We start from the raw sequence: 23,226 nt of genomic DNA on the forward strand, positions 1-23,226 counted from the left end.
ATCGCCGATGGTAGTGTGGGGTTTCCCCATGTGAGAGTAGGTCATCGTCAAGATTAAATTCCGAAACCCCTATCTGCGCATGCAGGTAGGGGTTTTGTCTTTGTGGCCTGGAAAACATCGCCAGCGAGGCCTGTCTCTGCAGCTCATGCTAAGGTTCGAGCCTCTTCACATCGCACCAAGGGATACCCATGCCGCACACCTCCAATCTACAGCCCGGCTTTATGGTGGTTCATGGCAACCGTCTGGATGAACTGCGAAGCCTGGTCGTGGGCTGGATGCGCCGCAATCCGCTGTTGCCGCTGGAGAATGAGATCGCATTGGTGCAAAGCAACGGCATTGCACAGTGGTTGAAGTTGGCTCTGGCTGAAGATCCTGAAGAAGATGATCAGGGCGGTTGCGGTATTGCTGCTGCCATTGACGTGCAACTGCCTGGCAGTTTCATGTGGCAGCTGTACCGCAAAGTGTTGGGGCGTGAGGAGATTCCGGAAACCTCGTTACTCGACAAGGCGCCGCTGACCTGGCGTTTGATGCGTCTACTACCTGAGGTCATTGATCGGCCGCATTTTGAGCCGTTGCAGCGTTTTTTGACCGACGATGCCGATTTGCGCAAGCGCTATCAACTCGCAGAGCGCTTGGCTGATCTGTTCGACCAGTATCAGGTGTACCGCGCCGACTGGTTGCAGGACTGGGCAGAAGGGCACCACCTGCTACGCACCGCACGTGGTGAGTCGAAGCCCTTGCCTGCGGCTAATTGCTGGCAGGCCGAATTGTGGCGAGCGCTGTTGCTGGACGTCGGTACTGAAGGCATGGCGCAGAGTCGTGCGGGTGTTCATCAGCGCTTTATTCAGCGTATCAACGAATTGCAGGAAGCCCCTGCCGGCTTGCCGTCACGGGTTATCGTCTTCGGTATTTCTTCGTTGCCGGCCCAGGCGCTTGAGGCGCTCGCGGGGCTATCTCGTTTCAGTCAGGTGCTGCTGTGTGTACTCAACCCTTGCCGACACCACTGGGCTGATATCGTCGCGGACAAGGACCTTCTGCGTCACCAGTACAAGCGTCAGCAGCGTAAGAGTGGCACCCCGGCAATGATCGATGCCGATGTACTGCACCAGCATGCCCACCCGTTGTTGGCGGCGTGGGGTAAGCAGGGCAGGGATTACATCAACCTGCTCGACAGTTATGACGACCCGAACAGTTATCGTGCGGCGTTCAGCGAAGGGCGTATTGACCTCTTCAGCGACAGCGAACCGCAGAATCTGCTCAACCAGTTGCAGGACGACATCCTCGAGCTGCGGCCGCTGACCGAGACGCGCGCGCTGTGGCCAAGCGTCGACCCACTCAAGGATCGCTCGATCAGGTTTCATATTGCGCATAGCCCGCAGCGAGAAGTTGAGATCCTGCACGATCAGTTGCTAGCTCGCTTCAGTGCGGATTCAACCTTGCGCCCTCGCGATGTGATTGTGATGGTGCCGGATGTTGATACCTATGCTCCGCATATTCGTGCCGTATTTGGGCAGATCGCCCGTGACGATTCACGTTTCATCCCCTTCACCTTGGCCGATCAGGGGCAGCGTGGCCGCGATCCGCTGCTGATCGCCCTGGAGCATCTGCTCAAGCTTCCCGACAGCCGCTTCCCGGTCAGCGAGATTCTTGATCTGCTCGACGTCCCGGCCCTCAGGGCGCGTTTCGGGATTAAGGAAAGTGACCTACCGACACTGCATCGATGGATTGAAGGTGCGGGAGTGCGCTGGGGCTTGAATGCCGAGCAGCGGGCGACTCTTGAGTTACCTGCCGGACTGGAACAGAACAGCTGGCATTTCGGTTTGCGCCGCATGCTGCTGGGGTATGCCGTAGGTGCCGGAGCAAGCTGTGACGGCATCGAGCCCTACGATGAGATCGGTGGGCTGGACGCGGCGTTGATCGGCCCGCTGGTTGCCCTCATTGATGCACTGGAGGTGGCTTATCGCGAACTGTCCAGCCCGGCCTCTGCAGGTAACTGGGGAGCGCGTTTGAATGCGTTGCTGCAGGTGTTTTTCCGTGCAGAAAACGAGCATGACGACTATCTGCTGGTGCAGTTGCAGTCGCTGTGCGAGGACTGGCTAGAGACCTGCGAGATGGTCGGCCTTGAAGATTTGCTGCCGCTGACAGTGGTACGTGAAGCCTGGCTGGCCGGGCTTGATCAGGGGCGCCTGTCGCAACGCTTCCTCGCCGGCTCCGTGAACTTTTGCACCCTGATGCCGATGCGGGCAATCCCCTTCAAGGTGATCTGTCTGCTGGGGATGAACGACGGCGACTATCCGCGAGCCCAGCCGCCTCTGGACTTCGACCTTATGGGCAGTGACTACCGCCCGGGTGATCGCTCGCGCCGCGAAGATGACCGTTACTTGTTGCTGGAGGCGCTGCTGTCGGCACGCGATCAACTCTACGTCAGTTGGGTCGGGCGCAGTATTCGTGACAACAGCGAGCGCCCGGCGTCGGTACTGATCGGGCAATTGCGTGATCATCTGGCAGCTGGCTGGACGCTTGCTGGTGGCGAAGCGCAGGACATGGACTCGCTGCTCCATGCGCTGACGGTCGAGCATCCACTGCAACCCTTCAGTGCTCGCTACTTCCATCAGGGCAGTGGTCTGTTCAGTTATGCCAATGAGTGGCGTGCGTTGCATCTGACGGATGCGGGGGAAGCCATTAAGCCGCCTGCCTTGGAGCCTTTCGTGGCCGACGAGCCACTGACCTTGCCATTGCTGCAGGATTTCCTAAGGCATCCCGTACGGCATTTTTTCAGTCAGCGTTTGAAGGTGTTCTTTGAGTCTGCTCAGGCACCGCTGGCTGATGAGGAGCCCTTTGTGCTCGATGCGCTGCAGCGCTACAGCTTGAGTGAGAACCTGTTGGCTGCAGCCCTGGCCGACACGCACGACAGCGAGCGCGCGCTGCTGGCTCAGGCCAACCGTCTGCAAGGGCGTGGCGTGCTGCCGATGGCCGGTTTCGGTGATTGCCTGCGTGACGAACTCATTGAACCGTTGCCCGACCTGTTGCAGCGTCATCGCCAGCTTTTGGAGCAGTGGCCGCATCGGGTCGACAGCGCCCTGCCCATTCGTTTCGAGTACCGTCACTTGCGTCTTGATGGCTGGCTGGGCCAAGTCTATCGCCGTGAGGGCGATGACCTGTTGAGCATCACTACGTTACCTAACACCATCGGCAGCGGCCGTACCTTGAAGTGGCACCGCTTGATTCACAGTTGGGTTATGCACCTGGCCGCGTGTGCCGTGGGGCTGCCCTTGCACACGGCGGTGGTGGCCAGCGATCAGACCTTGTTGCTCAAGCCATTGGAAAAGGGCGCTGCCGAGCAGTTTCTGGGCCACCTGTTGTTGGCTCGACAGGCCGGTATGTCGTCACCGCTGCCCGTGGCGGCGAAGACTGCTTTCGCCTGGCTTGAGCAAAGTGATCCAGATAAGGCACTGGCGGCAGCAGCCAAAGCCTATGACGGTGATGGCATCAGCCATGATGGCGAGCGCAGCGAAAATACTGCGCTGGCTCGACAGTTCAGTGATTTCGCCGCCCTCACGGCCAGTGAGGAATTCGAAGGCTGGTGTGAATCGCTTTACCGTCCACTGTACGACGCCGGCTGGCAGTCTGTTGGCCGTGAGGAGGGCCGCTCATGATGCTTGAACCACAACCGCCTTTGGCACTGAGCTTTCCGTTGCACGGTAGCCAACTGATTGAAGCCAGTGCTGGCACCGGCAAAACCTTCACCATTTCTGCTCTCTATCTGCGTCTGGTGTTGGGGCATGGTGGCGAGCAGGGTTTCGGTCGTGAGTTGTTGCCGCCACAGATTCTCGTGGTGACGTTCACAGATGCCGCAACCAAGGAGTTGCGCGAGCGTATTCGTACGCGTCTGGCAGAGGCCGCTCGCTTTTTCCGCGGGGATCTGTTTGAAGCCGACAGCCTGCTGCAACAACTGCGCGAGCAGTTTGATCCCCAGCATTGGGCGGCCTGTGCCAATCGGCTTGAGGTCGCGGCGCAGTGGATGGACGAGGCTGCGGTTTCGACCATTCACAGCTGGTGCCAACGCATGCTGCGTGAGCATGCGTTCGACAGCGGCAGCCTGTTTACCCAAACTCTGGAGACCGACCACAGTGATCTGTTGGGCCAGGTCATGCGCGATTACTGGCGCCGCTTCTGTTACGGCATGCAGGGCGATGCTTTGCAGTGGGTGCGAGCCAACTGGGGCAGCCCCGATGCCTTGTTGCCCAAGGTGCGCGCGTTGTTTGGTCGCCAGCGGGTGGCCAGTGATGCCGAGGAGCCACAGGCACTGATCGACGGCGTTCTACAGCAACGTGCCGAGTACCTGCGTGAGTTGAAAGCGCCTTGGGCCCAATGGGCTGCCGAGTTGTTGCAACTCTGCCATGAAGGTCTCGCAGCCAAGCAGGTCGACGGGCGCAAGATGCAGGCGCGTTACTTCGAGCCCTGGTGTGAAAAGCTGCGGGTGTGGGCTACTGAAGAGCAGGCTGAGGAACTCGACCTCGGCACTGGCTTCACCCGCTTTACACCGGAGGGTATGGCAGAAGCCTGGAAAGGTGAGCCGCCCCGGCACCCGGCCCTTGAGGCCATGTCGACCCTGCGCGAGCGTTTACAGGCCCTGCCGACTCCAGATGCCAGCCTGCTGGAGCATGCGGCGGCCTGGGTCGGCTCTCGCTTTGAGCAGGAAAAGCGGCGCCGCGCTGAAATGGGCTTCGACGACATGCTGTTGCGACTCGACAGTGCCTTGAGTGGCCCTGCTGGTGAACGCCTGGCCGGGTTGATTCGTGAGCAGTTCCCCATCGCGCTGATCGACGAATTCCAGGATACCGACCCCGTCCAGTATCGGATCTTTCAGCGCATTTACCGCATTGAAGAAAACCTGCGCGAGACCGGGCTTTTCCTGATTGGAGACCCCAAGCAGGCTATCTATGCGTTCCGTGGTGCGGACATCTTTACCTACCTGCGAGCCCGTGAGGCCACCGCGGGTCGATTGCATACACTCGATACCAACTTTCGTTCCAGCCAGGCCATGGTTACTGCAGTCAACCATGTGTTCCAGCGTGCGGAGCACTGTACGCAGGGCGCCGGCGCTTTCCTGTTCCGGCGCGAAGACGACAACCCGGTGCCGTTCCAGGCGGTCAAGGCTCAAGGCCGAAAGGAGACGCTGCAGGTCGGCGGCCAGGTCGTGCCAGCCCTGAACATCTGGCAGCTTGTCAGTGACGAACCGGTTTCGGCTGCGGTCTACCGGAAACACATGGCTGCCAGCTGTGCCACTGCCATTGTCGCCTTGCTTAGCGGCGGGCAGCAGGGACGCAGTGGTTTTGTGCAGGCTGAGGGCGAGCTGCGGGGCTGCCAGCCTTCCGATATCGCCATTCTGGTTCGCGACGGCCGAGAGGCGCAGCTGGTTCGCGAAGAACTCGCCGCACGTGGGGTGCGTAGTGTTTACCTGTCGGACAAGGATTCGGTGTTCTCCGCCCAGGAGGCCCATGACCTGTTGTCCTGGCTCAAGGCCTGTGCCGAGCCGGATGTAGAGCGCTTGCTTAAAGCCGCGCTGGCCAGTGTTACCTTGAACTTGCCTCTGAGCGCGTTGGATCAACTGAACCAGGATGAGTTGGACTGGGAACGTTGGGTGATGACATTCCGTGAGTACCGGCACCTGTGGCGTACTCAGGGCGTTCTACCGATGTTGCGCCGCCTGCTGCATGACTTCAATTTGCCGCAGGTGCTGATCGCGCGCAGCGATGGCGAGCGGGTACTGACCAACCTCCTGCACCTTGCAGAGCTGTTGCAGCAGGCGGCCACCGAGCTGGATGGCGAGCAGGCACTGATTCGTCACCTGAGCGAACACCTGGCCTCTGGCGGCCAGGCGGCTGAAGAGCAGATTCTGCGCCTGGAAAGTGATGAACAACTGGTCAAGGTCGTGACCATTCACAAGTCCAAGGGGCTTGAGTATCCGTTGGTGTTTCTCCCATTCGTGTGCAGTACCAAACCGGTTGATGGCAAGCGCCTGCCACTGGCCTGGCACGACAGTGAGCGTCAGGCTCAACTGACCCTGACGCCTAACGCTGAGCAGATTGCGCTGGCCGATGATGAGCGTCTGGCCGAGGACCTGCGGTTGCTTTATGTCGCCCTGACGCGCGCACGCCATGCGTGCTGGCTGGGCGTGGCTGACCTCAAGCGGGGGACCAGCAAGGAGTCACTGCTGCACCGATCGGCGCTGGGCTACTTGCTGGGTGGCGGTGTGCCCTTGGAGAACTCGGCAGCGCTCGGGCAATGGCTGGTGGCGCTCAGTGATGGGGCCCCGGCAATTCGCTGTGAAGTATTGCCCGAGGCAGAGGCGGCGTGCTTTACCGCAACGCGAAATACGGCCGAGCTGGCACCCCAGAGACTACCCCGCCGCCGTGCTGCCGAGAACTGGTGGATTGCCTCCTACAGTGCGCTGCATATCGGTGAAGACCTTCTGGCGTTGGACAGCTCCCAGGCGCAGCAACTGCTCGACGATGAGCGTGCCGATCCGCTGGTGCTTTCTGAAGCGTTGCCCGGTGGCAGTGATCTCCACCGTTTTCCCCGTGGCCCCAATCCGGGTACCTTTCTTCATGGCTTGCTGGAATGGGCAGGGCGCGAAGGCTTTGCCCGTGTCCGCGAGCAGCCGCACCTGCTGGAAAAGACCGTTGCACAACGCTGCAATCGGCGTGGCTGGACGGGCTGGATTAACACCTTGAACCACTGGTTGGGGCAACTGATCGAGACGCCAATGCCGTTGGCGCCGAACAGCCCGCCCGTGGTCCTGGGCGAGCTACACCAGTACCAGATCGAGATGGAGTTCTGGTTCGCCAGCCATCAGGTGGATGTCGCCTGCCTTGATCGCCTGGTGGCGCAGTACACCCATAACGGCGAAAACCGTGCAGCCGCCAAGCCGGCACTGCTCAATGGCATGTTCAAAGGCTTTATTGACCTGGCCTTCGAACATGACGGTCGCTACTACGTGACCGATTACAAATCCAACTGGCTGGGCGCGGAGGATTCCGCCTACAGCGAGCAGGCCATGGAAACGGCGATTCTTGAGCATCGGTACGACTTGCAGTACGTCCTCTATCTGTTGGCCCTGCACCGGCAGTTGCGTGTTCGCCTGCCCGATTACGACTATGACCAGCATGTTGGCGGTGCCGTGTTCATGTTCCTGCGTGGAGCGCGTTCGTCGTCCAGAGGCGTGTACTTCGTCAAACCACCACGGGAATTGATTGAGCAACTGGATGCACTGTTTCGTGGCGATTGGCAGCCGCAACAACAGGACCTGTTTGGAGAGCAGCCATGAGCCGTACCTTTACCGACCTTTTGCCAATGCCGCTGGACGCGCAACAGTTGTCGGCCCTGCGCCCCTTGAGCGAGATCAACGATCTGCTGATCCTGCTTGACCGATGGGTTGAGCGCGGTTGGTTACGTGCTCTGGACCGGGCCTTTGTTGCGTTTCTTGGCGAGCTCGACGGGCGTGCCGACCCTCGGGTGTTGCTGGCCGCCGCACTTGCCAGCCATCAGTTAGGGCATGGGCATGTCTGCCTGGATGTGGGTGAGACCCTCGCCGAGCCGGATTTCGCGTTGTCTCTGCCGCCTGAGGGTGACCTTCTGGCGGGGCCGGTGTTACTGCCGTCACAATTGCTTGAGCACCTGGATCAGGCGACCTGGTGTGCAATCCTGTCGAGCAGTGCGCTGGTGGCCCATGCCGGGAATGACGCGCAGACAGACAGACCGCTGGTGCTCTGCGGCCAACGCTTGTACTTGCGACGGTATTGGGGCTATGAGCGCCAGGTCGACAGTGCCCTGCGTCAGCGTCTGGCGCAGCAGGAGGTTGTCGCGGTCGACTTGCGTGCACGGCTTGACCAACTGTTCGAGAGCGGTGCTCCGGCAGGGCAGGTCGATTGGCAAAAGCTTGCGTGTGCACTGGCGACCCGTGCGGGGTTCAGCATCATCACCGGTGGCCCTGGCACGGGTAAGACCACGACAGTCGTGCGGTTGCTGGCGTTACTTCAGGCTCCCGCAGTGGATATGGGGCGTCCGTTGCGTATTCGCCTCGCCGCACCGACGGGCAAGGCAGCTGCGCGCCTGACTGAGTCCATTGGTCAGCAAGTGCAGCAATTGGCTGTCAGTGAAACCGTGCGTGAACATATTCCCACCGAGGTCTCGACGGTTCACCGTCTTTTGGGCAGTCGACCTGGTTCGCGGCACTTCCGTCACCACTCGGGCAACCCGCTGCCGTTGGACGTGCTGGTGGTCGATGAAGCCTCAATGATCGACTTGGAGATGATGGCCAACTTGTTGGCAGCCTTGCCGCATCATGCCCGGCTGATCCTGTTGGGCGACAAAGACCAATTGGCGTCGGTCGAGGCTGGTGCGGTACTGGGTGACCTGTGTCGTGATGCCGAGGCGGGTTGCTATAGCCCGCAGACTCAGCGCTGGCTGGAGCAGGTCAGTGGCGAACAGCTTGCCGATAGTGGGCTGCAGCCGGGCTCCGCAGAACAGCATGCTCTGGCCCAGCAAGTGGTCATGCTGCGTCACTCCCGACGTTTTGGTGAAGGTAGCGGTATCGGACAACTGGCGCGCTTGGTCAACGCTCAACAAGCTGAGCCGGCGAGGGCGCTGTTGGCAACAGCCACGCATGCGGATCTTTACCTGCTGAGCCTGCGTAGTGAACAGGATCGAGCACTCGATCGATTGCTGCTGGACGGTATCGGACGCGGAGAAAGCGATGCCAAGGGCTATCGGTACTACCTACAGGTGATGGGCAGTGAGCGCCCGCCCGAGAATGCCCCGCTGGATGATCCGCGCTGGGGCAACTGGGCCTTGGCGGTATTGCGGGCGTTCGAGACGTTTCAACTGCTCTGCGCGGTACGAAAAGGGCCTTGGGGGGTAGAGGGGTTGAACCTGCGTGCTACCCAGGCCTTGTCCCGCGCGGGGCTGATCGACAGTGACGCGGTTTGGTACGAGGGCCGCCCGGTGTTGATGACCCGTAACGACTATGGGCTGGGTTTGATGAACGGTGACATCGGTATCGCCCTGCGGTTGCCGGAGGGAGGTAGCGGCGGCAAGCAGGTGCTGCGCGTTGCGTTCCCACGCAGTGACGGCAAGGGCGGTGTGCGCTTCGTGTTGCCAAGCCGGCTGAGCGATGTTGAAACGGTTTACGCGATGACGGTGCATAAGTCCCAGGGCTCGGAGTTTGCCCATACCGCGCTGATTTTGCCGGATGCTTTGAACCCGGTGTTGACCAAGGAACTGATCTACACCGGTATTACGCGCGCCAAGCACTGGTTCAGCCTTATTGAACCGCGGCAGGGTGTATTTCAGGAGGCGGTACGGCGCAAAGTGAAGCGGCTTTCGGGGCTGATGCTGGATCAGACCTGAGTGCGGCGATGCTGCCACACTCCGGATTGCCTCTTGGGGGGATGGCTCGCGGGAAAAATGGGCATTGTGCTATCTTTGCCCAATTGTCGTGCCCCATTTTGAGAGAATTCCCACATGAACGTGGCCGCCCCGATCCCGGGACGTGTGATGAGCTGGATGCTTGGACTGCTGGGCAGTTTTCTTTTCCTGTGTACCAGCGTGGCCTGTGCTCAGGCTGACAGTAATGCGGCCCATGGGGAGCTTCGGGCCAAGGCTGTCACGCAGGTGGTGCTTGGAATTCTCAGTTATGCGCGTTGGCCGGTTGAACCGGCTCAACTGCGTCTGTGCCTGGTCGGTCCCACCGAATATGCCGATGATCTGGTCAAAGGGACTACCCAGGCCACTGGCCGTCCGTTGTTGGTGCGCCGACTGCTGACCGGTGCTCCACGGATTGTCGATGAGTGTGACGCGGTCTACATCGGCAAGCTCAGTGCTGAAGCGCGCAGTCAGTTATTTAGCGAGATCATTGGCCATCCGCTCCTGAGCATCAGCGAAGCGGACGATCCCTGTACGGTGGGTAGCCTGTTCTGTCTGCGGGTCAGTGACACCCATGTGGCATTTGAGGTCAACCTCGACTCGGTCGCCCGCAGTGGCGTGCGTATTCACCCCAGCGTACTGCAGCTGTCGCGGCGTCGGGCGGTGCAGCCATGACCCGCCTGCGCAATAGCCTGGGGCGTTTGACCCTCCGTGTGGTACTTGGACGACGGCATTTGAGCGTTGCCTTGCTGGCTGTCGGGCTTGCGGGAATTTCCTTGACCCTGATGGGGGTCTTGACGCTGCGAGCCTACGCCAACCACAACTTGCACCTGATCGCCCGGTCGATCAATTACACCGTAGAAGCCTCGGTCGTGTTCAATGACAGCAGTGCGGCCAATGAGGCGCTGGCGCTGATTGCTGCGACTGAAGAGGTCGCCGACGCGAAGGTATTTGACGATAACGGTGATCTGCTGGCGCGCTGGCAACGCCCCGACGAGGGCATGCTGGCGCCGTTGGAGCGGTACCTGGCGAGCACGTTACTGGAAGACCCCATCAACCTGCCGGTGGTACACCAAGGGCAACAGGTTGGTCGAATCGAGCTGGTCGGCCAGGGTGATAGCCTGATGCGCTTTCTGCTCAGTGGCCTGATCGGCATCATGCTCTGTACCGTACTCAGTGCCTTCGGTGCGTTGTCCCTGTCGCGCCGTTTGTTCGGCGATATCGTCGGACCGTTGCGCAACCTTGCCAATGTGGCACATGCGGCACGTTGCGAGCGTCGCTTTGACCGGCGTGTTCCGCCTGCTCAGATTGCCGAACTCAACGAGTTGGGCAATGACTTCAATGCGTTGCTTGATGAGCTGGAAACCTGGCAGCACCACCTGCAAAGCGAAAACGCAACCTTGGCGCACAAGGCCAGCCACGACAGCCTCACCGGGTTGCCGAACCGGGCGTTTTTCGAGGGGCGTCTGAGCCGAACCCTGCGTAGTGCGTCGCATAGCCAGGAGTTGGTGGCCGTGCTGTTTATCGACAGTGATCATTTCAAGACCATCAATGACACCTATGGTCACGCTGCTGGCGATGAAGTGCTGATCACCGTGGCCAATCGGGTACGTGCCCAGTTGCGTGAGCATGATCTGGTCGCGCGCCTGGGCGGTGATGAGTTTGCAGTGCTATTGGCGCCTATTCAGCGAACCGAAGATGCCGAGCGTATTGCCGACAAGATTATCGCCAGCATGCGCACCCCGATTCACCTGCCTGACGGGCAGGTAGTGGTTTCATCCCTGAGTGTTGGCCTGGCGGTGTATCCCGATGATGGTGATACGCCGACTGAACTGCTTAGCGCTGCGGATGCCGCCATGTATCACGCCAAGCACCTCGGTCGAGGTGGGCGGCACAACGCAGAGTCGGAGCACTCTGCGGCAAGCACAAAAAACAGGAGTTAAACCGTGAGCCGTTCTATCAACCGTCTGCGCTTTCATTTTGTCGCTCTGACGCTTGCTTTGGTTACCCTTGTGGGTTGCCAGAGCGTGCCCCCCAAAGGCCTGAGTGCTGAACAAATTGCGCTCCTGAAGCAGGAGGGGTTCGTTTTGACCGATGAAGGCTGGATGTTCGGTTTGCCTGGCAAAGTCCTTTTTGGCAGTGACCTGGACAGCTTGAATGCGCAGAGCCGGAAAATCGTCGAGCGTATCGGCAAGTCGCTGCTCTCGGTCGATATTCAGCGGGTACGCGTGGACGGTCATACCGACTCGTCGGGCAAGGCCCGTTATAACGAGCAGTTGTCGCTACGCCGTGCGGCCAGTGCAGCAAGCGTGCTGATAGCCGTCGGCATGCGCCCGGAAAACGTTGAGACCCGCGGGCTGGGTAGCCGTGAGCCGGTTGCCAGCAATGACACTGCCGCCGGCCGCACGGAAAATCGCCGGGTCGCTATTGTCGTCGCTTCCGATTAATCAACGAACTAATCAATAAACACCGTCGAGCGCGACTCGCCCATCAACAGCGCGGTGTTCAGCTCGGTCACTTCGCGGATGTAATCCCACAACAGGGTGATCCGCTTGAGCTTGCGCAGGTCTTCGCGGCAGTACATCCAGAACTGCCGTGTAATCTCTATTTCCTGCGGCAGGATCGGCACCAGACGTGGATCCTGTGCGGCCAGAAAACACGGCAAGATGGCCAGCCCGCGACCCTGTTGAGCGGCCACATACTGAGCGATCACACTGGTACTGCGCAGGTTGGCGCTGGCTGCGGGCAACAGGTTGGCCAGGTACAGTAGCTCGGAACTGAAGGCCAGGTCATCGACGTAGCTGATAAACGAATGATCGGCCAGATCGCTGACCCGTTGAATCGGCGCATGGTTGTCCAGGTATTCCTGGGTGGCATACAGGCGCAGTCGGTAGTCGCACAGCTTGCAGCACACATACGGTCCGTGTTCCGGGCGTTCCAGGGCAATGACAATATCGGCCTCGCGTTTGGACAGGCTGATGAAGTGCGGCAGCGGCAGGATGTCCACTGAAATGGCCGGGTAGTGGTCGAGGAAGTGGCTCAACTGCGGGGTCACGAAAAAGCTACCGAAGCCTTCGGTGCAGCCCATGCGCACATGCCCGGAGAGGGCAACGCCGGAGCCTGAGACCTGCTCGCAGGCCATGTGCAGGGTACTTTCAATGGACTCGGCATAGCTGAGCAGGCGCTGGCCTTCTGCCGTGAGCACGAAACCACTGGTACGTGATTTCTCGAACAGTAATGTGCCCAGCGCCACCTCCAATGAGGCGATTCGCCGCGACACGGTGGTGTAGTCCACGCCCAGCCGCTTGGCTGCGCTGCTGGCTTTGCGGGTACGCGCCACTTCGAGGAAGAACTTCAGGTCATCCCAGTTCAATGAACCGAGGGAGGTGATGTTTTTTTGCATGTTGGACCGGATTTTATGTGCGTTCTTATTAGAAGTTTGCACATCTATACTCCAAATCAGCCCCTTGACCAAGTGCCCGTCGCGCTTGACGCGCCGAAGGCGATCTCTCCCTAACAACAAATTCAGGAGAAGCCCCATGAACGCATCCCTTACGCCCAACCAGACCAAGGTCGACCAGGTTCGCCTGCTGATCGACGGCCAGTGGGTCGAGTCGAAAACCACAGAATGGCGTGACGTGGTAAACCCTGCCACCCAGCAGGTGCTGGCGCGGGTACCCTTTGCTACTGCCGATGAAGTCGATGCGGCCATTGCGGCGGCTCAACGTGCGTTCAAGACCTGGCGTGACACGCCGATTGGTGCGCGGATGCGCATCATGCTCAAGCTGCAGGCACTGATTCGCGAGCATTCCAAGCGCATCGCGCTGACCCTCAGTGCTGAGCAGGGCAAGACTATTGCTGATGCTGAAGGCGATATCTTCCGCGGCCTGGAAGTGGTCGAACACGCATGCTCCATCGGCACCCTGCAGATGGGCGAGTTTGCCGAAAACGTTGCCGGTGGTGTTGATACCTACACCTTGCGCCAGCCGATCGGTGTCTGTGCCGGCATTACCCCGTTCAACTTCCCGGCGATGATCCCGCTGTGGATGTTCCCGATGGCCATCGTGTGCGGTAATACCTTTGTTCTCAAGCCGTCCGAGCAGGACCCGCTGTCGACCATGATGCTGGTGGAGCTGGCCATCGAAGCCGGTGTGCCGGCCGGTGTACTGAACGTTGTGCATGGCGGCAAGCAGGTGGTTGATGCCCTGTGTACTCATCAGGACATCAAGGCCATTTCGTTCGTCGGTTCGACCGAGGTCGGTACCCACGTCTACAACCTGGCGGGTCAACACGGCAAACGCGTGCAGTCGATGATGGGCGCGAAGAACCATGCCGTCGTGCTGCCGGATGCCAACCGTACGCAAACCCTCAATGCACTGGTGGGTGCCGGTTTTGGTGCGGCCGGTCAGCGCTGCATGGCCACCTCGGTTGCGGTGCTGGTGGGCAAGGCGCGTGAATGGCTACCCGAACTCAAAGAGCTGGCGTCCAAGCTCAAGGTCAATGCCGGCAGTGAGCCGGGCACTGATGTCGGCCCGCTGATTTCCAAGCGTGCCAAGGAGCGCGTACTGGGCTTGATCGAGAGCGGTATCCGCGAGGGCGCGAAGCTGGAACTGGACGGCCGCGACGTCAAGGTTCCTGGCTACGAGGAAGGCAACTTCATTGGCCCGACCCTGTTCTCCGGCGTGACCACCGACATGCAGATCTACACCCAGGAAATCTTTGGCCCTGTGCTGGTGGTGCTGGAGGTCGACACCCTTGATGAGGCCATCGCCCTGGTCAACCGCAACCCCTTTGGCAACGGCACTGGCCTGTTTACCCAAAGTGGCGCAGCGGCACGCAAGTTCCAGAGTGAAATCGATGTTGGTCAGGTTGGTATCAACATCCCAATCCCGGTCCCGGTTCCGTTCTTCAGCTTCACCGGTTCGCGCGGTTCCAAGCTCGGTGACCTGGGCCCTTACGGCAAGCAAGTGGTGCAGTTCTACACTCAGACCAAGACCGTCACTGCCCGTTGGTTCGATGACGACAGCGTCAACGACGGTGTGAACACCACCATCAGCCTGCGCTAAGGAGATCGTCATGCGTATTGCATTTATCGGCTTGGGCAACATGGGCGCGCCGATGGCGCGCAACCTGATCAAGGCCGGGCATCAACTGAATGTGTTTGACCTGAACAAGACCATCCTGGCCGAGCTTGCCGAGTTGGGTAGCCAGGTCAGTGCTTCGCCACGGGAAGCAGCAGAAGGCAGCGAGCTGGTGATTACCATGCTGCCAGCCGCAGCCCATGTGCGCAGCGTGTACCTGAGTGAAGATGGCGTGCTGGCGGGAGTGCGTGCCGGTACCCCAGTAGTGGATTGCAGCACCATCGACCCGCAGACGGCCCGTGATGTTGCGGCCGCCGCCGCCAAGCAGGGTGTCGCGCTGGCCGATGCGCCGGTTTCCGGTGGCACGGGCGGCGCCCAGGCGGGCACGTTGACCTTCATGGTGGGCGCGAGCGCTGAACTGTTTGCCACCTTGCAGCCGGTACTGGCGCAGATGGGCCGCAACATCGTTCATTGTGGCGACGTTGGCACCGGGCAGATCGCCAAGATCTGTAACAACCTGCTGCTGGGTATCTCGATGGTGGGGGTGTCCGAAGCCATGGCGCTGGGCAATGCCCTGGGTATCGACACCAAGGTTCTGGCGGGGATTATCAATAGCTCCACTGGGCGTTGCTGGAGCTCGGATACCTATAATCCGTGGCCGGGCATCATCGAGACGGCACCGGCTTCGCGCGGCTATACCGGCGGTTTTGGCGCCGAGCTGATGCTCAAGGACCTGGGGTTGGCGACTGAGGCGGCACGCCAGGCTCACCAGCCGGTGATTCTCGGCGCGGTGGCGCAGCAGTTGTATCAAGCGATGAGTTTGCGCGGTGATGGCGGCAAGGACTTCTCCGCGATCGTCGAAGGTTACCGCAAGCCTGAATAGCAAGCTGCGTTGATCACGGGCAGGCCGGCTCCTATGCAGGAGCTGGCCTGTCGGCTTTGCTTACGCAAAGACGAAGTACTTGCGTACGGTCTCCACCACTTCCCAGGTGCCGCGCATTCCCGGTTCGACGATGAAGATGTCTCCCGCCCGCAGGTGGATCGGCTCTTGGCCATCAGGCGTGATCACGCAGTAGCCTTCCTGAAAGTGGCAGTATTCCCACTTCTCGTAATTGACCCGCCATTTGCCAGGCGTGCAGATCCAGGTACCCATGATCTTGCTGCCATCCTCGCTGGTATAGGCGTTGAGGTTGACGGTGTGCGGGTCTCCGGCGAGTTTCTCCCATTTGCAGGCATCGAGTACCGGTAACGGGTGGGTGTCGCGCAGAACGACGATCGATTTCGACATGAGGGCTCCAGGCAGGCTGAGGAAGTGAACCCGCAGCCTAGCGGGCGGCTCAGCCCCCCGGTTGTCTGGACTCGACATCAAGCTGTCCAGAAGCGCACAAGTCATGAGCCCTGCAATAGATACGTGACTGCAATAATTCGCGTTCAATTCGTGCGCTCCAGTCAAAAGCGTTTTGCCGTCGAGGTGGTTTTTCCGGGCTTTGTTCGTCGTTAACCTGCCCGGCATTCAATTCCATCCGGTTCGCCATCCCAATGGCGTCGACCGGGCACCCGATGAGGCCCCGATGAAAAAAGTCCTGTTGCTCAATGGCGGCAAGAAATTCGCCCACTCCGATGGCCGCTTGAATGAAACCCTGCATGAGGCAGCGCTGGCGTTTCTGGATCGTGCCGGCTTTGACGTCAAATCCACCTACATCGACGGTGGTTATGACAATGCTGAAGAGGTGCAGAAGTTTCTTTGGGCGGACGTGATCATCTATCAAATGCCCGGCTGGTGGATGGGCGCGCCCTGGACCGTCAAGCAGTACCTTGATGAGGTCTTCACCGCCGGTCACGGCAGCCTCTATGCCAGCGACGGTCGAACCCGTTCCGACGCGTCGCAGAAGTACGGCAGTGGCGGCCTTGTTCACGGCAAGCACTACATGATTTCGGCCACCTGGAATGCGCCGCAGCAGGCGTTCGATGACCCTGACGATTTCTTTGAAGGCAAGGGTGTGGACGCCGTGTACTTCCCGTTTCACAAGGCTAATCAGTTCCTCGGCATGACGGGGCTGCCGACTTATCTGGCGGTGGATGTGATGAAGCGCCCGAACGTCGCTGCTGCCGTCACTGCGTATGAGCAGCATCTGGCCCGGGTATTCCAGATCCCGGCTTGATGGGTGCTTGCACAAGCCTGTGCAAGCCGCTATCAATCAGCGTTTGGTTGCTGCACAAGGTGTTCGCGTGAAAGCCAGGTCCGATGAGTTACAGGTGTTCGTCTCGGTGATCGAGTGCGGCTCGATTTCCGCTGCGGCCGAGCAGGTCGGGCAGACCCCATCGGCGGTCAGTCGAACCTTGTCACGCCTTGAAGCCAAGCTGTGCACCACGCTGATCAATCGCACCACCCGGCGCATGGACCTGACCGAGGAGGGCCGGTTTTTCTTCGAGCGAGCCAAGGCGATTCTTGCGCAGATGGATGAGCTTGAAGAGCGTTTGTCGTTGCACCGTCAGACGCCGTCCGGGCGGTTGCGGATCAACGCGGCGGCGCCGTTCATGCTGCACGCCATCGTCCCTTGGGTGGAGGAGTTCCGTGAGCGCTATCCGGACATCCAACTGGAGTTGAACACGGACGACCTGATCATTGACTTGCTGGAGCAGGGTACCGATGTGGCGATCCGCATTGGCGAACTGTCCGACTCCAGCCTGCATGCCCGTTCGCTGGGCTGCAGCCCGCTGCAGATCCTGGCCAGCCCCGAGTACCTGGCGCGGCATGGCACGCCACGGCAGGTTGAAGACCTGGCCGGGCACTCGCTGTTGGGCTTCAGCCAGACCGAGACGCTCAACCACTGGCCTTTGCGCCATGCTGAAGGCGATCGTCTACCCATTCGTCCGAGCCTGTCGGCATCCAGCGGCGAAACCTTGCGCCAATTGGCCTTGGCCGGGGCAGGCATCGCGTGCCTGTCGCACTTCATGAGCCACGAGGACGTGCGTGCCGGACGCCTGCAGGTGATTCTTGCCGATGCCAACAGCGGCTATCGCCAGCCGATCCATGCGGTGTACTACCGCAATACGCAACTGGCCCTGCGCATTCAGTGCTTTCTCGATTTCATTCAGCAGAAACTGGCGGTCTACGCCTGCTGAGATTTCTGGCGGCGACAGAGGCTGTCTAAACGCGGCTGTTTTCGCTTCGGTGTTTGATATGTCGTTCGACATCAGCCTTAATGGGTGTTCAACGAAAACAACACTAAGGAAGCTTTCATGCGCGTTGTGATGTTCCGACTCCTGACCCTCAGTGCCGCGATTATCGCCAGTTCTTCGGCCTACGCCGTGACCCTGGACGGTGGCGCGGTCGCCGCGCCCGATCAATATGGTGCACAGGTAGCCGCCGAAGTCCTGAAAAAAGGCGGTAACGCGGTGGATGCTGCCGTGGCGACTGCATTCACGCTGGCTGTGACTTACCCCGAGGCTGGCAATATCGGCGGCGGTGGTTTCATGACCCTGTACATGGACGGCAAGCCCTATTTCCTCGACTACCGCGAGGTCGCTCCGAAAGCGGCGAGCCGCACCATGTACCTGGACGATAAAGGCGAGGTCATCGAGAACCTCAGCCTGGTCGGTGCACGTGCCGCTGGTGTCCCGGGTACGGTGATGGGGTTATGGGAGGCGCATCAGAAATTCGGCAAGCTGCCTTGGGCCGAGCTGCTGACCCCAGCAGTCGGTTACGCCAGGAATGGCTTTAAAGTGGCCTCCAAACAGTACCAGTACCGTGAGGACGCCCTGGGTCTGTTCAAGGACAGCACCAACTTCAATGACTATTTCGGCAACATGAAGGTCGGCGAAACCTTCAAGCAACCCGAGTTGGCGCAAACCCTGGAGCGTATTGCCAGCAATGGCGTCAGTGAGTTCTATCAGGGCAAGACCGCCGACCTGCTGGTGGCTCAGATGCAGGCCGACAAGGGCTTGATCAGCAAAGATGACCTGAAGGATTACAAGGCTGTCTGGCGTGAGCCGATGCGCATCGACTGGCGCGGCAACACGGTCTACACCGCGCCGTTGCCAAGCTCTGGTGGTATCGCGCTGGCGCAACTGCTGGGCATCAAGGAAAACCGCGCTGCCGACTTCAAGGGCGTTGAGTTGAACTCGGCTCGTTATATCCACCTGTTGGCCGAAATCGAGAAGCGGGTATTTGCCGACCGTGCCGACTACCTCGGCGACCCTGCGTTCAGCAAGGTGCCAGTTGAGCAATTGATTGCCAATGACTACCTGCTCAAGCGTGCCAAGGAGGTCAATCCGACGGCCATCTCTGAGACGGAGAAAGTCCGCCCGGGCCTGGAACCGCATCAGACCACGCACTTCTCCATCGTCGACAAGCAGGGTAACGCCGTCAGCAACACCTACACCTTGAACTGGGACTATGGCAGTGGCGTGGTCGTCAAGGGCGCGGGCTTCCTGCTCAATGACGAGATGGATGACTTCAGTTCCAAGCCTGGCGTAGCCAACGCCTTCGGTGTGGTCGGCGGCGACGCCAACGCCATCGAGCCAGGTAAGCGCATGCTTTCGTCAATGAGCCCAACGCTGGTAACCCGCGACGGCCAGGTCACCCTGGTTCTGGGCACGCCGGGTGGTTCGCGGATTTTCACCTCGATCTTCCAGGTGCTGAACAACCTCTATGACTACAACCTGCCGCTGGAGAAGGCCGTTGCTGCGCAGCGTGTGCATCATCAGTTGCTGCCTAAGGACACTATCTATTACGACGCTTATGCGCCGTTGAATGGCAAGGTGGCCGATGATCTGAAGAAGATGGGGTACACCCTGGAAGATCAGGGCTGGGAGATGGGGGATATCCAGGCGATCCGGGTCAATGGCACGGCGCTGGAAACCGCTTCCGATCCACGTGGTCGGGGTGTGGGCCACGTGGTGAAGTAACCGGCCTTATCGCTGGCACTGTCGACGCCTGCTGGTGTCGGCAGTGCCAGCGGTGTTTTTCAGGTCAGACGCGGAAGTGGCTGACCATCATCTGCAACTGGTTACCCAGCCGCGCCAACTCGACGCTGGACGCCGCGGTTTCTTCACTGGCTGCGGAAGTCTGCTCCGAGACATCGCGTACATTGAGGATGCTGCGGCTTATTTCCTCGGCTACGGCGCTCTGCTGCTCGGCGGCTGCGGCGATCTGCTGATTCATCGACTGGATGTTCGACACCACGCGGGTGATGTTCTCCAGTGATGCACCGGCTTTACGCGTCAGTTCAACGCTGCTGTCGGTCAGGTTACGGCTGTTCAGCATGACATTGGAGACCTGTTGGGTACCGCTTTGCAGGCCTGCTACCAGTTCTTCGATCTCTTCGGTGGATTTCTGCGTGCGCTGGGCCAGGCCGCGAACCTCGTCAGCGACCACGGCAAAACCACGACCGGCTTCGCCTGCGCGGGCCGCTTCGATGGCGGCATTCAGGGCGAGCAGGTTGGTCTGCTCGGCGACCGACTTGATTACGTCCATGACGCTGCCGATCTTCTGGCTTTCCTGTTGCAGGTGCCCCATGGCGTCGGTCGAGCGCTTCACTTCTTCGGCCAGACGTTCGATTTGGGCAATGGCCTGGGCGACGACCTCATCACCCGCACGGGCCTGACCGTCAGCATCGGTTGCCGCTTCTGAGGCCAACTCGGCGTTGCGCGCCACCTCCTGCACTGTCGTCGCCATTTCATGCATGGCGGTTGCCACCTGATCGGTTTCGACCTTCTGGCTGTTGACTCCGGCATTGGTTTCCTCGGTGACCGCCGAGAGTTCTTCCGCTGCGCTGGCGATCTGGGTGACGCCGTCACGGATGCCTGTGATCAAGTCACGCAGGGTGCTGCCCATGCGCTGTATGCCTTGCTGTAAAACGCCCAACTCGTCTCGGCGGGTCACGCGTAGCTCATGGGTCAGGTCGCCTGCAGCGATTTTCTCGACCACCTTGAGGGTGTCTTGCAGCGGGCGGGTAATCTGGCGGGTAATGATAACCGCGGCCAGTACGCCGAACAGCAGTGCCAGCAGGGTACTGATGAGTTGCAGTGCACGCGCCTGGGCGCTTTCGTCATCACGACGATCCAGTTGGATCTTATAGAGCTGATCGCTGTATTTGACGATATCGGCGCCTTGTACGGTCATTTCCTGGCGAGCTACGGCGATCTCGGTAATGGCGCTCTTGAAGGTGAGTACGGCGTCACGGTAGGCGAGGATGGCGCTTTCGAACTGCTTGGCGCGGGTGGTTTCGCGTGGCAGGTGATCGTTCAGTTGGCGGACTTCAGTCAGGGCTGCATCCAGTTGTCGCAGCGCTGCCTGCTCGGTCGAAGTACTGAGGTCGGCAATGTAGCTGCGCACTTCCAGGCGCACCATCATCAGTTGTTCCTTGACCCGCGTAATGGCCTGGAACTGCTCAAGACGACGAGGGTCGCTCTCTGGCAAGGCCAGGACATCGCGGTTGATCGACTCGATCAACTCGATGGCGCTGGCGGCGGCTACACCCATCGCATCGCGGGCGGCCAGGGTGGTTCTATAGCCGTTGCGCATCTTGTTCAGTGATACCTGATACGCGCTGATGGTCTTGGCCTGCTGCTGCAGCAGTTTGATGTTCTCGGGGCTCTTGAAGCTGTTCAGCAGTTTCTGCTGTTGCGCGCTGAACGTGTCGAGTTTGGCTTGAACATTGGCGGCGCTGGTGTCATCGCCGTTGGTCAACATGTATTGCAGGCGCGCAATGCGCATGTTCGTCAGGTCGCTGTTGAGCTGAGTGATGTCGCTCATCCAGTTGCTACGGTCGATCAGGCCACCAAGGCTGGTCCAGCCTGTCAGCGCCAGAAGGCCGGTCAGTAACAGCACCAGACCGAAGCCCAGGCCGAGTTTCACATTGACGCTGATATTGGCAAACCAGCTGTTCATACCATCCCTCCAGGAACGTTTTACGGTCTTGATCCCGATCGCTGGAAGGTTGTTTTTCTTGGTGCCAGGCGATCCATACGCTGGCTTTATCGGCGGCAGTTCGAGTAGCTGAAACGCTTTTTCAGCAATTCCTACGAAATTGATCAACAAAGTGTTTAGCGCATGTTTCTGCGCCGTTCAGGGCTTCTTCAACGTCTCCTGAATCAAGCCTGCCAGCGCTTGGCCGGTGGAGCCGTGCGTATCCCTTTTCGCCATAGCCTATGAAAACTCTTGGGTTAGGCGACGTGAGCGCGCTGCGCTATACATAACCCATTGGTTATGTTTCCCATGGTTCTTTTCAGTTCCCGTCGAAGCCGTCTTGGCCGACACTGGGTGCTCGCCTGCTCCTCCCGGGCTTTTCCACATCCAATAACAAGGAGAACGGCATGTCCGCCACAGACGACAGTCGCTTCGCTATCCGTGATCGCAATTGGCACCCGAAAGCCCTGACCCCCGACTACAAGACCTCTGTTGCCCGGTCGCCGCGTCAGGCACTGGTGAGCATTCCTCAGTCGATCAGCGAAAGCACCGGTCCAGATTTCTCTCACCTGCAGTTTGGTCAGCATGACCATGACCTGTTGCTGAACTTCAACAACGGCGGCCTGCCGGTTGGTGAGCGCATCATCGTTTCCGGTCGAGTGTGTGACCAGTACGGCAAGCCGATCCCGCATACCCTGGTGGAGATGTGGCAGGCCAACGCCGGTGGCCGTTACCGGCACAAGAACGACCGTTACCTGGCGCCTCTGGACCCTAACTTCGGCGGTGTTGGTCGAGCCTTGACCGACCGTGATGGCTACTACAGTTTCCGCACGATCAAGCCCGGTCCTTACCCATGGCGTAACGGGCCGAACGACTGGCGTCCGGCGCATATCCACTTCTCTATCAGCGGCCCGTCGATCGCTACCCGGTTGATTACCCAGTTGTACTTTGAAGGTGATCCGCTGATTCCGATGTGCCCGATCGTCAAGTCGATCGCCAATCCTGAAGCGGTACAGAGCCTGATCGCACGCCTGGACATGACCAACGCGAACCCGATGGATTGCCTGGCCTATCGTTTCGACATCGTGCTGCGCGGCCAGCGCAAGACGCACTTTGAAAACTGCTAAGGAGCCCCGCCATGCCTACTCAACTGCTGCCGGAAACCCCTTCGCAGACCGCCGGTCCATACGTTCATATCGGCCTGGCACTGGAAGCCGCCGGTAACCCGACTCGCCCTCAGGAAATCTGGAACCGTATGGCGCGTGCCGATGCCCCGGGCCAACAGATCCTGGTGTTTGGCCATGTATACGATGGCAACGGCCATCTGGTGCGCGACTCGTTCCTGGAGTTCTGGCAGGCTGACCATGAGGGTCACTATCAGCCAGATTTCAACCTGGAAAAGCCATTCAACAGCTTCGGTCGCACAGCCACGACCTTTGATGCGGGCGAGTGGAACCTGCACACCATCAAGCCGGGTGTCGCGCTGAATGCCGCCGGTGTGCCAATGGCACCGCACATCAACGTGAGCCTGTTTGCCCGTGGTATCAATATCCACCTGCAGACCCGCTTGTACTTCGATGATGAAGCCGAGGCCAATGCCAAGTGCCCGGTACTCAACCTGATCGAGCAGCCGCAGCGTCGCGAGACCCTGGTTGCCAAGCGTTGTGAAGTGGACGGTAAACTGGCCTACCGCTTCGACATTCGTATTCAGGGTGAAGGCGAAACGGTGTTCTTCGACTTCTAAGCCTGTAGCGCCATAAAGAAGCCCGCCAATTGGCGGGCTTTTTTTATGGGCTGCTGTTTGTA

General features: G+C 59.8%; 16 protein-coding genes. 13 read left to right on the forward strand and 3 right to left on the reverse strand.

Annotated features, from left to right (window positions below; all coding sequences use genetic code 11):
- Positions 1-188 precede the first annotated feature (188 nt).
- The 6 genes from recC (at position 189) to UIA24_RS00030 (ending at position 11,873) form a co-directional block, all read left to right on the forward strand.
- Positions 189-3,656, forward strand: coding sequence for an exodeoxyribonuclease V subunit gamma (gene recC, locus UIA24_RS00005; RefSeq protein WP_330521887.1), 3,468 nt, complete (start codon positions 189-191; stop codon positions 3,654-3,656).
- On the forward strand, positions 3,656-7,330 hold the full coding sequence (recB, locus tag UIA24_RS00010) for an exodeoxyribonuclease V subunit beta (RefSeq protein WP_330521919.1): 3,675 nt from the start codon (positions 3,656-3,658) through the stop codon (positions 7,328-7,330). Before recC ends, recB begins: the two co-directional genes overlap by 1 nt.
- Positions 7,327-9,411, forward strand: a complete 2,085-nt coding sequence (gene recD, locus UIA24_RS00015) for an exodeoxyribonuclease V subunit alpha (RefSeq protein ID WP_330521888.1) — start codon at positions 7,327-7,329, stop codon at positions 9,409-9,411. Before recB ends, recD begins: the two co-directional genes overlap by 4 nt.
- A 114-nt stretch (positions 9,412-9,525) precedes the next feature.
- Positions 9,526-10,101 (forward strand): YfiR family protein, encoded by a 576-nt coding sequence (locus UIA24_RS00020; protein WP_330521889.1) that lies wholly within the window; start codon positions 9,526-9,528, stop codon positions 10,099-10,101.
- Positions 10,098-11,369: a diguanylate cyclase domain-containing protein gene (locus UIA24_RS00025; protein ID WP_330521890.1), complete on the forward strand. Its 1,272-nt coding sequence runs from the start codon at positions 10,098-10,100 to the stop codon at positions 11,367-11,369. Before UIA24_RS00020 ends, UIA24_RS00025 begins: the two co-directional genes overlap by 4 nt.
- A 3-nt stretch (positions 11,370-11,372) precedes the next feature.
- A complete protein-coding gene (locus UIA24_RS00030) occupies positions 11,373-11,873 on the forward strand; it encodes an OmpA family protein (RefSeq protein ID WP_099773471.1) in 501 nt (166 codons plus the stop codon).
- Between the two features lie 8 nt (positions 11,874-11,881).
- Here UIA24_RS00030 and UIA24_RS00035 read toward each other — a convergent pair whose 3' ends face one another.
- Positions 11,882-12,829, reverse strand: a complete 948-nt coding sequence (locus tag UIA24_RS00035) for a LysR family transcriptional regulator (protein WP_099773472.1) — start codon at positions 12,827-12,829, stop codon at positions 11,882-11,884.
- Positions 12,830-12,965: 136 nt separating this feature from the next.
- On the opposite strand from UIA24_RS00035, the gene UIA24_RS00040 reads away from it, so the two are divergent.
- Complete coding sequence (locus tag UIA24_RS00040) at positions 12,966-14,492, forward strand: CoA-acylating methylmalonate-semialdehyde dehydrogenase (protein ID WP_065759307.1); 1,527 nt, start codon at positions 12,966-12,968, stop codon at positions 14,490-14,492.
- A 10-nt stretch (positions 14,493-14,502) separates the two neighbouring features.
- Positions 14,503-15,390: a 3-hydroxyisobutyrate dehydrogenase gene (gene mmsB / locus UIA24_RS00045; RefSeq protein WP_065759306.1), complete on the forward strand. Its 888-nt coding sequence runs from the start codon at positions 14,503-14,505 to the stop codon at positions 15,388-15,390.
- 60 nt (positions 15,391-15,450) lie between these two features.
- Here the strand turns inward: mmsB and UIA24_RS00050 are convergent, their stop codons facing one another.
- On the reverse strand, positions 15,451-15,795 hold the full coding sequence (locus UIA24_RS00050) for a cupin domain-containing protein (protein WP_065759305.1): 345 nt from the start codon (positions 15,793-15,795) through the stop codon (positions 15,451-15,453).
- 283 nt (positions 15,796-16,078) lie between these two features.
- On the opposite strand from UIA24_RS00050, the gene UIA24_RS00055 reads away from it, so the two are divergent.
- The 3 genes from UIA24_RS00055 to ggt all read left to right on the forward strand — a co-directional run bounded on the left by UIA24_RS00055 (position 16,079) and on the right by ggt (position 19,418).
- Positions 16,079-16,669: an NAD(P)H-dependent oxidoreductase gene (locus UIA24_RS00055; protein WP_099773473.1), complete on the forward strand. Its 591-nt coding sequence runs from the start codon at positions 16,079-16,081 to the stop codon at positions 16,667-16,669.
- 67 nt (positions 16,670-16,736) lie between these two features.
- A complete protein-coding gene (locus UIA24_RS00060) occupies positions 16,737-17,633 on the forward strand; it encodes a LysR family transcriptional regulator (RefSeq protein WP_099776526.1) in 897 nt (298 codons plus the stop codon).
- A 117-nt stretch (positions 17,634-17,750) separates the two neighbouring features.
- Positions 17,751-19,418: a gamma-glutamyltransferase gene (gene ggt, locus UIA24_RS00065; RefSeq protein ID WP_330521891.1), complete on the forward strand. Its 1,668-nt coding sequence runs from the start codon at positions 17,751-17,753 to the stop codon at positions 19,416-19,418.
- Between the two features lie 64 nt (positions 19,419-19,482).
- On the opposite strand, the gene UIA24_RS00070 is transcribed toward ggt, so the two are convergent.
- A complete protein-coding gene (locus tag UIA24_RS00070) occupies positions 19,483-21,402 on the reverse strand; it encodes a methyl-accepting chemotaxis protein (RefSeq protein ID WP_330521893.1) in 1,920 nt (639 codons plus the stop codon).
- A gap of 425 nt (positions 21,403-21,827) precedes the next feature.
- Here UIA24_RS00070 and pcaH point away from each other — a divergent pair, with 425 nt between their 5' ends.
- Together pcaH and pcaG are read left to right on the forward strand one after the other, a co-directional pair.
- Entirely contained in the window at positions 21,828-22,547 is a 720-nt protein-coding gene (gene pcaH, locus UIA24_RS00075) for a protocatechuate 3,4-dioxygenase subunit beta (protein ID WP_065759301.1), read from the forward strand.
- A gap of 11 nt (positions 22,548-22,558) precedes the next feature.
- Positions 22,559-23,164, forward strand: a complete 606-nt coding sequence (gene pcaG, locus UIA24_RS00080; protein WP_065759300.1) for a protocatechuate 3,4-dioxygenase subunit alpha — start codon at positions 22,559-22,561, stop codon at positions 23,162-23,164.
- The last annotated feature ends 62 nt before the right edge of the window (positions 23,165-23,226 follow it).

This window comes from Pseudomonas sp. AL 58, assembly GCF_036348395.1.
GTDB classification, from domain to species: domain Bacteria; phylum Pseudomonadota; class Gammaproteobacteria; order Pseudomonadales; family Pseudomonadaceae; genus Aquipseudomonas; species Aquipseudomonas defluvii.